The organism is Ruegeria sp. D3 (assembly GCF_056534465.1).
In genome coordinates this window covers 210641-222838 of the sequence record NZ_JBQFPK010000001.1, presented here as the reverse complement: position 1 = coordinate 222838, position 12198 = coordinate 210641, and the positions used below count along the sequence as shown (strand labels likewise).

Below are 12198 nucleotides of genomic sequence, written 5' to 3'. Positions count from 1 at the left end.
CACTGATCAAGCAAGTTGGGACGTAACCATGCGCGCCGAAACCCAGAATATCGTGGCGGAAATCGAAAAGTCGCTGGAGCTGCTGGCGCAGCGTATGGACTATGAAACCGCACCTCATCGTCTTGAAGAATTCAACGCGCGTGTTGAGGACCCCAACCTGTGGGACAACCCCGAGAACGCACAGAAGCTGATGCGCGAGCGTCAGATGCTGGTTGACGCGATTGAGACCTATGAGACCATCAAGGCCGATCTCAGCGATAATATCGAGCTGATCGAACTGGGCGAGATGGAGGAAGACGACGAGGTTGTCGCCGACGCCGAGGGCGCTATCAAGGCGCTTGGGGCCAAGGCCGCCAAGAAAGAGCTTGAGGCCCTGCTGGACGGTGAGGCCGACAGCAATGATACCTTTCTTGAGATCAACTCGGGCGCGGGTGGTACGGAAAGCTGCGACTGGGCTTCGATGCTGGCGCGGATGTATGTGCGCTGGGCCGAGAAAAAGGGTTACACGGTCGAGCTGCAATCCGAGACCGCGGGCGAAGAGGCCGGGATCAAGTCCGCGGCCTACAAGATTTCCGGTCACAACGCGTATGGCTGGTTGAAGTCGGAAAGTGGTGTGCACCGTTTGGTGCGAATTTCGCCCTACGACTCGGCGGCCAAGCGGCATACATCGTTCAGTTCGGTCTGGGTCTATCCCGTGGTTGATGACAATATCGAGATTGAGGTGAATCCGGCGGATATTCGGATTGATACCTATCGGTCGTCCGGTGCGGGTGGTCAGCACGTGAACACCACGGACTCGGCGGTGCGGATCACGCACATTCCCACCGGTATCGTTGTGACCAGTTCCGAAAAGTCGCAGCACCAGAACCGCGATATCGCCATGAAAGCGCTGAAGTCGCGCCTGTACCAGCAAGAGCTGGACCGCCGGAACGCCGATATCAACGCCGCCCATGAAGCAAAAGGTGATGCGGGCTGGGGTAACCAGATCCGGTCTTACGTGTTGCAGCCTTACCAGATGGTAAAGGATCTGCGGACCAACCATGAAACCTCGGACACAAAGGGTGTGTTGGATGGGGATCTGGATGGGTTCATGGCGGCAACTTTGGCGCTGGATGTGGCTGGTAAGTCCCGGTCCGAGGCGCAGGGCGACTAAGCCGGGCAGGTGGCTCTGCCCCCGCCGCGCGATGCGCGGCTCCCCGAGAAATTATTGGCCAGATGAAGTCGATCCCCGTGTGGTTGCTGCTGGAAAAGATACATCTAAACAGTGGGTTTAAATGGGGATAAGCCCCGGATAGGCTGATCGAGTCAGTGTGACCTGTCAGCCGAAGAGATCCGAATGAACCTAAGCCAGATTACCGCAACCGCGTTGGTGACCGAATTGTCCGAGGGGCGGGTCTCTGCGTCTGAAGTGATGCGTGCCACGTTGGACCGCATAGCAGCGGTGAATGGCGATTTGAACGCCATAGTTGGATTGCGGGACGAGGGCGATCTGATGGCAGAGGCGGCTGCGCTGGATAAAGGGGCGAAGCGGGGTCCTCTGCATGGGGTGCCGATCGCGGTCAAAGACTTGGTCAATGTGGCCGGGATTGTGTCGACCCAAGGGTCGCCGTTGTTTCGCGATCATGTCCCTCAGAAGGATGACATGATCGCTGCCCGGATGCGGGCGGCCGGAGCGATTTTGATCGGAAAGACCAACACGCCCGAATTCGGATTGGGGTCACACACGTTCAATCCCGTTTATGGCGCCACGCGTAACCCATATGATTCATCCCGAACTTGCGGTGGATCTTCTGGTGGCGCGGCGGTGGCTTTGGCGTCCGGTATGGTGACGCTGGCGGATGGCTCGGACATGATGGGTAGTTTGCGAAATCCCGCCGCGTGGAACAATGTCTATGGGTTTAGACCAAGCTGGGGGCGGGTTCCGCCCGAACCGGTCGGAGACGCGTTTCTGCATCAGCTTTCGACCCTCGGCCCGATGGCGCGCTGTCCCGAAGATTTGGGTCTGCTTTTGGATGTAATATCCGAGCGTGACGCGCGACAGCCCTGCAGCGTGAAACCTGAGCCCGTTGGGCCGGTTCAAGCGCGCGACCTAACCGGGGTTCGTATCGGTTGGCTTGGCGATTGGGGCGGAGCCTATCCGTTCGAAGACGGGATAACGGATCTGTGTCGGGATGCAGTGTCCGTTCTTGCCGGGTTGGGGGCACAGGTCGATGAAGTCGTGCCTGATTTCGAAGCCGAGCGTCTGTGGGAAAGCTGGACGGTGCTTAGATCATGGAGCATAGCCGCCAGCCTTGCCCCTCTGACCGAGCATAGATCAATGTTGAAAGACACGGCGCAATGGGAACTGGATCGGGGGCTTGCCTTGACCGCAATGCAGGTTCACCGCGCCAGTGAGATGCGTTCAGAATGGTTCCGGCACGCTCTTGGAATGTTCAACACCTATGACGCGCTGATCCTGCCATCCGCGCAAGTCTGGCCTTTCGAGATCGAAACGCCGTATCCGACTGAGATCGCTGGCACCAAAATGGATACTTACCACCGTTGGATGGAGGTTGTTCTGCCAGTGAGCCTGATTGGCTTGCCGTGCCTGTCAGTGCCGGCGGGGTTTGGCCCAGAAGGCGTGCCGATGGGGATGCAGATTTTCGGTCCGCGCGGCAAGGACGCAAAGCTTTTGTCAATCGGGGCTGCCTATCATGCGGCGACTGAGTGGCCACAAAAAAGACCCGCCAGCTAATAAGCGACACAGGGAGGAGGGAGACAGAATGGAGAAGCCTTTCGGAGTTCCGAAAATGGGGCCGGTTACGACAGACATGTTGCGTGAAGCCTTGAGCCGGGCTTGGGCGGATTTTCGACGTGCGCCGGTCTTTGGCCTTGTTTTCGCAGGCTTCTACGTCCTCGCGGGCTGGGCAATGGCGTGGGTCACGGTACAAACTCAGACCTCGTATTGGCTGGTACTGGCCGCGATCGGATTCCCACTATTGGGGCCCTTTGCGGCAGTTGGGCTGTATGAAGTCTCTCATCGGTTGGAGTTGGGGGAGCCACTTGATTATGCTTCTATTTTCGGCGTTGTGGCGCAACAGGGTCGACGTCAGCTGCCCTCAATTTGTGCGATCATCGTGGTCATGTTCCTGTTCTGGTTCTTCCTTGGTCACATGATTTTTGCACTGTTCATGGGACTGTCGACCATGACCAACGTTTCTACCTCTCTTGAGGTTTTTCTGACTGTAAATGGCCTGACGATGCTGGCGGTCGGAACTTTGGTCGGAGCGGTTTTTGCCACCCTTCTTTACATGATCACTGTACTGTCCATCCCAATGTTGCTGGATCGGGAATTGGATTTCGTGACAGCGATGATCGCCAGCTACAGCTATGTTAGTGCGAACCTGACGGTGATGCTGGGTTGGGGCGTCTTCGTCGCCGTGCTGACGTTTCTTGCCATGATCCCATGGTTTCTTGGACTGCTGATCATCTTGCCGCTGCTTGGACATGCGAGCTGGCACTTGTATCGGCAGATCACACAAGCCGAATCCGCTGCTTCAGAGCCAGGTTAACCCACGTTTATTCTAAGCGTTCAAGGCCATGGTATGCGCACGTCGGGCGGTGCGGGCCGCGCTTATGGCTGCGGCTGGTTGTGTACCAAGGTAACGCAAATTCAAGCGACGCATGGTTGTCTCGTTGGCCGTGGTTTTGGATAAGCAAATCGCAACACCTCGCCAGGTGTCCGGCTGATCTCCTCCACAGCGAGTCATCAGGTAAATTTTGCTGTTTTGCGCCGTACGGTTCGACATCAATATGTAGACTTGGCTTCCTGCGCAGGCGGCGATGCCCTGAACTTCGCGCAATTCAGGCGAGGTCGCCTCGCTGGCCGTCGGCGGTTCGTAGCTGCGGATCATGGTGCATTGCGGCAAGCGCCGCGCATGGATCACGCGGTACCGTGTCGCTTGCGCCCCGTCCAGAGCGGTTTCCGAGACATAATAAAAACCAGCGGGCAGAAGGTCCTCGGTCAGAGTGCCGGGCCCGGAACCCAGAAATTCTGTCAGAGCCGTTGCAGCAGGATGAGGGGCCGGCAGATCGATTTCGTTAAGGGGTCGTAGAAGAATACGTGCGTCCACGTCGAAAAAACAGCAAATACGATTAAGCACGTCGGGCCGGGGAAAGCTCTCTCCGCCAAGGTACCGGTTGAACTGAGTGCGGTTGATCCCAAGCTGACGGCACAGTTCAGAAATCGAGGGGTAGTCCGATGCCAGCAGTCGAAGATTATCACCGAACATCTTGCGCAGCTCAGCCGGGCTGCGGGTTTCGTTGGTCATTTCTGTCCCGGTCTTATTATGTGTTGCCGTGTTCACCCTGTTTGTCCGAGCAATAGACCGGACAATCGCGCTTCAATCGTACTGAGGACCCTGACCAGCGCATCCCAACGCCACGTCACAAGACGAGGCTAACGTCCTGATGCGTAAAAGCAATAGTCTTTTAAGTATATTGTATGGAATTTTTGGTGTTTTGGCTCGTTTTGGGCAACACATTGCTAAAACGCGTGTGGCCGCCATCAAACCCGAGTTGTCCCGTCCGCTACGTACGCGCAGTGGACGGGACAGAATATTCAGTCGCCGCGCAGCAGTGCGGCGACACCTGTGCGGGCGATCTCGATCAAACCCAACGGGCGCATCAGGTCGGCAAAGGCGTCGATCTTGTCCGGCGCACCGGTGATCTCAAAGATGAATGAATTCAAGGTGCTGTCGACCACATTGGCACGGAAAATATCTGCCAGACGCAGCGCTTCCACCCGCTTGTCGCCTTCGCCGACGACTTTGATGATCGCCAGTTCCCGCTCGACCGATGGGCCCTCGACCGTCAGGTCATGCACCTTATGCACGGGCACGATGCGGCCCAGCTGCGCCTTGATCTGCTCGATCACCTGTGGGGTTCCGGTGGTGACGATGGTGATGCGGCTCAGGTGGCCGGTGTGATCGACCTCGGCCACGGTCAGGCTTTCGATGTTGTAACCACGGCCCGAAAACAGGCCGATCACGCGGGCCAGAACGCCGGGTTCGTTTTCGACCAGAACCGCAATCGTGTGGCGCTCCTGCACGTCCGAAAAGGTCGGCCGTAGGTTATAGGCCGAATGGCGGGTGGAGCCTTTTTTGATATGTAGGGCAGACATTTACGTCCCTTTCATCATCCTGCGAAAGCCGGGCACCGGAGCGCCCGACAAAATTCGACGAATTTTGTTAAACCAGAACCGAACCTTTGGAGTCGATCACGCCCTGCGTCTCGGCCTCGCCCAGCAGCATCTCGTTATGGGCCTTGCCCGACGGGATCATGGGGAAGCAGTTCTCGTGCTTTTCAACAAGGCAGTCAAAGATCACTGGGCCGTCATAGTTGATCATCTCCATGATCGCGTCATCCAAATCGGCCGGGTCGGAACACAGAATGCCCTTGGCCCCGAACGCCTCGGCCAGTTTGACGAAATCAGGCAGGGCCTCAGACCACGAATGCGAGTACCGCTCGCCATGCAGCAATTCCTGCCACTGGCGTACCATGCCCAGACGCTCGTTGTTAAGGATGAACTGTTTCACGGGCAGGCGGTACTGAACGGCGGTGCCCATTTCCTGCATGTTCATCAACCACGAGGCTTCACCCGCGACATTGATTACCAGCGCGTCGGGATGCGCCATCTGCACACCGATCGAGGCCGGGGTGCCATAGCCCATCGTGCCCAGACCGCCCGATGTCATCCAGCGGTTGGGGTCTTCGAAACCGAGGTACTGCGCGGCCCACATCTGGTGCTGGCCGACCTCGGTCGTGATATAGCGGTCGTGGTTTTTAGTCAGCTCTTCAAGACGTTGCAGGGCGTATTGCGGTTTGATCGTCTTTTCGCTGTTGGTGTAGGCCAGACAATTGACCTTGCGCCAGTCGCTGATCTGTTCCTGCCACTTGGCAACGGCAGCCGCATCCGTCTTGCGCCCACGCGCTTTCCAGACCTTGAGGATATCCTCCAGCACATGGGCCACGTCCCCAACAATCGGGATATCCACACGGATCACCTTGTTGATGGACGAGGGATCAATGTCGATATGCGCCTTTTTCGAATTCGGCGAGAACGCATCAATCCGCCCGGTGATCCGGTCGTCAAACCGCGCGCCGATATTGATCATCAGGTCACAGTCATGCATCGCAAGGTTGGCCTCATACAGGCCGTGCATACCCAGCATACCCAACCAATTCTTGCCCGAGGCTGGATAAGAGCCCAGGCCCATCAGGGTCGAAGTGATGGGAAAGCCGGTCGCATCCACAAGCTCGCGCAGCAATTGGCTGGCGGCAGGGCCCGAGTTGATCACGCCGCCGCCGGTATAGAAGACGGGCTTTTTGGCTGTTTCAATCGCCGCGACCAGCTCGGTGATCTCTTCCAGATCGCCTTTCAGAACCGGTTGGTAATGCGAGGTCGAGGGTTTCGGCCCGGAATACTCACCTGAGGCGAACTGCACGTCTTTCGGGATGTCGATCAGCACCGGGCCGGGGCGACCGGAGGTGGCGACGTGGAACGCCTCGTGCATGGTCTCGGCCAGCGAGTCCGTGTCCTTCACCAGCCAGTTATGCTTGGTGCAGGGGCGGGTGATGCCAACGGTGTCGGCCTCTTGGAACGCGTCCGAACCGATCATGAAGGTCGGCACCTGACCGGTCAAAACGACGATAGGGATCGAATCCAGCAGTGCGTCGGTGAGGCCGGTCACCGCGTTGGTGGCACCGGGGCCGGATGTCACAAGCGCAACGCCGGGCTTGCCGGTCGACCGCGCATAGCCTTCGGCGGCGTGTACGGCCCCCTGTTCGTGACGCACCAGAATGTGACGAATGTCGTTTTGCAGAAAAATCTCATCATAGATCGGTAGCACGGCGCCGCCGGGGTATCCGAATACCGTGTCCACGCCCTGATCCTTGAGGGCCTGAACCACCATCTTTGCGCCGGTCATCTCACGTGTCATCTGCTTTGCTCCGTTCGCGACATGTGTCTTGCGTGTTGCCAAAAAAAAGCCCCCGAGATTTTCGGAGGCGCATGGGTTGGATTATGGTTTACCGTCACCGGCCCATGCGCGTGTTTCCTACGATTACGACTAGCGCTTTCATCGCCAGAGGCTCCTTTTTTGCGTGCAGGGACATTATGGGCGGCGCGACGGGGCGTCAACAGGCAATCGCACCAATTTTCTATCTCAGGCAGTGAATTTTGCGACATTTTATTGCGCAGATTGCCGCATGTCTGGAATTTTTGCGAAATAGGGGTGCTGATTCCCTGCATTCGCCTGTTTCGCTTGTGCTCAAAAGCGTCACGACGATGTCCGAAACGAGCATGATTGCGGCTCAAAGCTGAGGCAACCTTACCCAGACCTTTGCTGGCAACGGAGGCAGGCCATGCTGCATGATCTGATTGATCTGGGACGGTATCCGATAGATTGTCCGGACTCGCGGGCATATGAGCAGTTAATCAACGATCTGCGAAAAGAACTTGATCAGGATGGCTGCGCCGTCATGCCGGGGTTCGTTCATGCCGAAGGTGTCGCGTCGCTGTTGCAAGAGGCTGAGCGTGTCGCAGGTCACGCCCATCGCTCGTTCAACCGGACGAACGCCTATTTCACGCAGGACGATCCTACGCTGGAAAGATCCCACCCGGTGCGGCAGTTTTATGATCGTTCGAACGCGTTTGTGCCTGCGGATAATTTCCCGAATTCCGGGCCGCTGAGGCGTATATATGAGTCTGAACCTTTTTTGCCTTTTATCCGGGCGGCGCTGAACGAACCGGAAGACAAGTTCTTTCGCTACGATGACCCGTTGGCGGATGTGATCATCAACGTTGTGGAGGATGGGCAGGGTTTTCCATGGCATTTTGACACCAACAACTACACGGTCACACTGGCCATTCAAAATGGTGAGGCAGGAGGTGCGTTCGAATACGTCCCGAACCTTCGCACCGCCGAGGACGAGCAGTTTGAATCGGTCGCTTCGATTCTTGACGGTAGCAGGGCAAGGGTCCGTGAATTGGAACTGCTTCCTGGCGATCTGCAGATATTCCGTGGGCGGTACGCGTTGCACCGGGTGGCCCCTGTGAAAGGGCCGCGCAGCCGTTACGTCGGCATTTTCTCATTCGCCGAAGCCGAAGGGATGTGTGGCAGCGTTGAGCGAACCAAACAGCTCTATGGTCGGGTGCTACAACATCACCATGATCGGGAGGGGCTGAGAAACGATCCATTGCTGGATTGAAACGTGGTAGCCTGCGCGTGAGATAGATTTTCCGCCGGAGGCGCGTATGCCTGAAATATTGCAGCTCACTCCATTTGTATTGTGCTCTTCGTTGCAAAAGCAGATAGACTTCTATTGCGACCTTCTTGGGTTTGCCTGCGGGTTTCGGCAAGACAATTACGCGTTTCTGTCGCTTGGCCCAGTGGCCATTCGTTTGCTGGAATGCCCGCCGCGCGAAGACCGACGACAGTTAGGCGACGAGCAATCGTTCTACATAGACGTGGATGATGTTGACGCGCTGTATGAAACCCTACGCGCGGGGTTGGAGAGTTTGCCCGAGGGACGCGTGCGGCCACCATTTGACCAACCCTATCAGCAGCGCGAGTTTCACGTCATTGATGAAGATGGAACGCTGGTGTTTTTCGGTCAGGACATCAGGCCACGGGGCTGAGTGCTCCCGCCCGTTGTCAATGCGTCTGCGGCGCATCTCCGCCGGTTGGGCCGGGCAGCGCGTGCCGCGCTGCGGTCAGAAACCGGGGCTGGTGCCCTGCAAGACTCCATGCTCGAGCGCATAGCGAGTCAGACCGGCGGTCGAAGAAATTCCCAGTTTGCGTTTGATGTTCTTGCGGTGGGTCTCGACCGTGCGGACCGAGATGTCCAACGTTTGGGCTACTTCTTTGTTGGATTTTCCCTGCGCCAGTTCCAATAGAATGGTCTGTTCCCGACCCGTCAGGGCCTCGCGCGCACCACCGCTTTTGGGTTCCAGCGATCCGCTGGCCCCGGTGCACAGGTATTGCTCGCCTTGCATGACGGCATCGATGGCCTTCTTGATCTCGTCCGTCGGAACATCCTTGAGGACATATCCCTTGGCCCCGTGACTGAGGGCTGTCGAAATGTATTCAGGGCTGTCGTGCATGGACAGGACCAGAACGCGGGTTTGAGGCAGGCGTTCCAGAATGATTTCGGTCGCGCTGAGGCCGCCCATACCGGGCATGTTCAAATCCATCAAGATCACATCAGGTGCCAGAGTAGCGACCTGATCTACGGCGTCCTGCCCGCTGCTGAGCGTTCCGACAACGGTGATTTCGTCGTAGCTTTCGAGGATCGACTGTATCCCTTCGGCGACCATCGGGTGGTCGTCTACGATAAGGACACGGATTGTGGCGTCGCTCATGTACCGGCCTTTCGGTTGGGCGTGGCGTCTTCCTGTGGCGGCAGCAAATGGCTGAGAGGCAGGCTGACCTCGATCACCGTGCCGCTGCGTGGGCCGCGTGATGACAGAATACGCAGCGATCCGTCAAGCTGTTCGATACGCTCCTGCATGTTTCGCAACCCGATCCCCGTACTGCCGTCGCCGGGTGCACTGCGCAGTCCGCGGCCGTTGTCGGTGATCCGCATGGTTGCGCCCTTTTTGTGGCCGCGCAGGTCTATCGTAACACGAGTTGCGCCGGAATGGCGTTCGATATTGGTCAGGGCCTCTTGCGCGATACGGTAGAGCGCAATCTTGCTGTCCTGATCCAGACGGTTGCGGAAGACAACCGTTGAGAACTCGGTGTCGATTCCGGTGCGGTCCCTAAAGTCATCGGTCAATGCCTTGAGGGCAGGGCCAAGCCCGAGGTCGTCCAAAACGCCGGGACGCAGGTCGCGGCTTATGCGACGAACTTCGGTGATAGCAGACCCCAGATGGTCGATGCCCTTGCCCAAAGGGTCACGCGCGCCCGCATCATCGCCACGTTCCAACCGCCTGCGGGCGTTGTCCAACGCATAGCGCACGCCCACAAGGATCTGGCTGATCCCGTCATGCAATTCGCGCGCCACGCGGCCGCGCTCTTCCTCTTGCGCATCGAAAACGCGTTGGGTCAGCTCTTTCAGCTTTGCGTCGGCCAACCTGCGCTCGCGAACGTTCAGCAGCATCCCCGATGTGAAAACGATCAGAACAGCCGCCAAAACGATAGCGCCGATGTATCCAAAGGTGCGCTGCACACGGGCCTCGACCTCGGCACGGGCATTCGCGACGGTTGCTACGATATCGTCGATGAAAACACCGGTCCCCACGGCCCAGCGCCAGTCCTGCAGGCCGACCACATAGGCGATCATCTGCGCCTCTTCCCCGGTCGAGGGCTTTTGCCACATAAAGCTGTGCCATCCTGCCCCCTGACGGGCGAGGCGAATGAACTCATCCACAACAGGGGTGCCATCGCTGTCGGTCAGCCCTTCCCAGTTGCGGTTGATGAATTGCGTCTGACGCGGGCTGACAAGGTTGTTGCCGTCATAGTCATAAACGAAGAAGAATCCGTCCTTACCGTAGATCATCGCCGACAGGATCTGTGTCACAAGATTCTGCGCGACCTTGTCGTCGGGCGTGGCGCGGCCATAGATATAGGCAAACCCGTTGCGGGCCTGAGTGACGTAGTTGCGCAGTTCTTCCTTCTTGGCCTCGATCAGGCGACGTTCAAGTGCCTGAATTTCGCGCTCGGCCGTGGCGCGGGCTTCCTGAGTAACAAAGAACGCAATTGCCGCCACGGCCACCAATAGCGGGATAGCTGCCACAAGTGACAGTTTCTGGCCATAGGTCAGCGAGATCAGGTTGCGAAATCCTTTCATGGACGAATCGATACGCAAGCGCGCGGGAAAATGCAAAATCTTTGCTCGCGACCGGTTTTTTTTCTATCGTTCCTGAGCGGAAAACACTGGACGTTTCCGCAATTTCAACGCCTCGCCGCAGAAAAACCGGCTTACCTACGTAGTAGTAGGTATTCACATTCAAATTCCTGTCATTAGGCTGGCGCGCACTGAAAACGACTGCCCCGAGATCGTTCGGGGGTTGAACTATGTAGGGGAGGAACACTCATATGGATCGTCGTTCATTTCTAAAAACATCTGCTCTGGGCGGCTCGGCTGCTGCGGCCACCACGCTGGCAGCACCGGCTTATGCACAGGGCAAGCGTACCCTGACCATGGTGACCTCGTGGGGTCGCGGTCTGGCGGGCGTTTTTGACAGCGCACAGCGTTGCGCCGACAGCATCACTACGATGTCCGATGGCGACCTGACTGTCGAAATCAAAGCCGCGGGCGAACTGGTTGGCGCGTTCGAGGTCTTTGACGCCGTTTCGTCCGGTCAGGCCGACATGTACCACGCTGCCGATTATTACTTTGTCGGTCAGCACCCGGGCTACGCATTCTTCACCGCTGTTCCGTTCGGCATGACTGCGCAAGAACTGGTGAACTGGTACTACCACGATGGCGGCATGGAGCTGCATGACGAGCTGGGCGAAATCTTCGGCCTGAAATCCTTCCTGGCCGGGAACACCGGTGCGCAGGCGGGCGGCTGGTACTCGAAAGAGATCAACGGCCCCGAGGATTTCCAGGGTCTGAAATTCCGCATGCCGGGTCTGGGTGGTCAGGCACTGGGCAAACTGGGCGCATCGGTTCAGAACATTCCGGGCTCGGAAGTGTATCAGGCGCTGTCCTCGGGTGCGATTGACGGCACCGAGTGGATTGGCCCGTGGGCGGACGAAAAAGCCGGTTTCCAGGAAATCACCAAGACATACTACACCGCGGGCTTCCACGAGCCGGGCGCAGGTCTGTCGCTGGCAACGAACCGTGACGTGTTCGACGAACTGACACCTGCACAGCAGAAGATCATCGAGATCGCGGCTGGTGAAGCACACCAGTGGAACCTGGCGCAATTCCTGGCCAACAACGGCGCGGCGCTGCAGCGCCTGCAGTCGGGTGGCGTGAAGGTTCTGGAATTCCCCGACAGCGTCTGGGATGCCTTCGGTCAGGCCAGCCAGGAAGTTCTGGACGAAAACATGGGCGACGAGCTATTCAAGAAAATCCACGACAGCGCAATGTCGTCGATGGCAGCGTCTTCGGCATGGAACAACCTGTCGTCGGGTGCCTACACCACCCAGCGCGACCGCGTTCGCGGCTAAGCAGCGTTTCTTCGACCAAACGGTTTCCCCACCA

At 57.9% G+C, this 12198-nt stretch carries 11 protein-coding genes; 6 read left to right on the top strand and 5 right to left on the bottom strand.

Annotation, left to right across the window (positions count from 1 at the left end; translation table 11 throughout):
- The first annotated feature begins 28 nt into the window (after positions 1–28).
- From prfB to ACR0DX_RS01095, 3 genes are all read left to right on the top strand, one after another.
- Complete coding sequence (gene prfB, locus ACR0DX_RS01105) at positions 29–1153, top strand: peptide chain release factor 2 (RefSeq protein WP_170354484.1); 1125 nt, start codon at positions 29–31, stop codon at positions 1151–1153.
- Positions 1154–1336: 183 nt separating this feature from the next.
- Positions 1337–2734 (top strand): amidase, encoded by a 1398-nt coding sequence (locus tag ACR0DX_RS01100; protein WP_170354483.1) that lies wholly within the window; start codon positions 1337–1339, stop codon positions 2732–2734.
- A 28-nt stretch (positions 2735–2762) separates the two neighbouring features.
- Positions 2763–3551, top strand: a complete 789-nt coding sequence (locus ACR0DX_RS01095) for a DUF2189 domain-containing protein (RefSeq protein ID WP_170354482.1) — start codon at positions 2763–2765, stop codon at positions 3549–3551.
- Between the two features lie 12 nt (positions 3552–3563).
- On the opposite strand, the gene ACR0DX_RS01090 is transcribed toward ACR0DX_RS01095, so the two are convergent.
- The 3 genes from ACR0DX_RS01090 to ACR0DX_RS01080 all read right to left on the bottom strand — a co-directional run bounded on the left by ACR0DX_RS01090 (position 3564) and on the right by ACR0DX_RS01080 (position 6980).
- A complete protein-coding gene (locus tag ACR0DX_RS01090) occupies positions 3564–4310 on the bottom strand; it encodes a helix-turn-helix domain-containing protein (protein WP_170354481.1) in 747 nt (248 codons plus the stop codon).
- Between the two features lie 290 nt (positions 4311–4600).
- Positions 4601–5161 (bottom strand): acetolactate synthase small subunit, encoded by a 561-nt coding sequence (ilvN, locus tag ACR0DX_RS01085; protein WP_480844908.1) that lies wholly within the window; start codon positions 5159–5161, stop codon positions 4601–4603.
- A gap of 67 nt (positions 5162–5228) precedes the next feature.
- A complete protein-coding gene (locus ACR0DX_RS01080; RefSeq protein ID WP_170354479.1) occupies positions 5229–6980 on the bottom strand; it encodes an acetolactate synthase 3 large subunit in 1752 nt (583 codons plus the stop codon).
- A 424-nt stretch (positions 6981–7404) separates the two neighbouring features.
- Between ACR0DX_RS01080 and ACR0DX_RS01075 the strand changes: the two genes are divergently transcribed.
- Together ACR0DX_RS01075 and ACR0DX_RS01070 are read left to right on the top strand one after the other, a co-directional pair.
- Complete coding sequence (locus ACR0DX_RS01075) at positions 7405–8250, top strand: HalD/BesD family halogenase (RefSeq protein WP_170354478.1); 846 nt, start codon at positions 7405–7407, stop codon at positions 8248–8250.
- 46 nt (positions 8251–8296) lie between these two features.
- On the top strand, positions 8297–8680 hold the full coding sequence (locus ACR0DX_RS01070; RefSeq protein ID WP_170354477.1) for a bleomycin resistance protein: 384 nt from the start codon (positions 8297–8299) through the stop codon (positions 8678–8680).
- 75 nt (positions 8681–8755) lie between these two features.
- On the opposite strand, the gene ACR0DX_RS01065 is transcribed toward ACR0DX_RS01070, so the two are convergent.
- Positions 8756–9403 (bottom strand): response regulator transcription factor, encoded by a 648-nt coding sequence (locus ACR0DX_RS01065; protein WP_170354476.1) that lies wholly within the window; start codon positions 9401–9403, stop codon positions 8756–8758.
- Complete coding sequence (locus tag ACR0DX_RS01060) at positions 9400–10833, bottom strand: cache domain-containing protein (RefSeq protein ID WP_170354475.1); 1434 nt, start codon at positions 10831–10833, stop codon at positions 9400–9402. The genes ACR0DX_RS01065 and ACR0DX_RS01060 overlap by 4 nt, the downstream gene beginning before the upstream one ends.
- A 248-nt stretch (positions 10834–11081) precedes the next feature.
- Here ACR0DX_RS01060 and ACR0DX_RS01055 point away from each other — a divergent pair, with 248 nt between their 5' ends.
- Entirely contained in the window at positions 11082–12164 is a 1083-nt protein-coding gene (locus ACR0DX_RS01055; protein ID WP_170354474.1) for a TRAP transporter substrate-binding protein, read from the top strand.
- Positions 12165–12198: the final 34 nt, after the last annotated feature.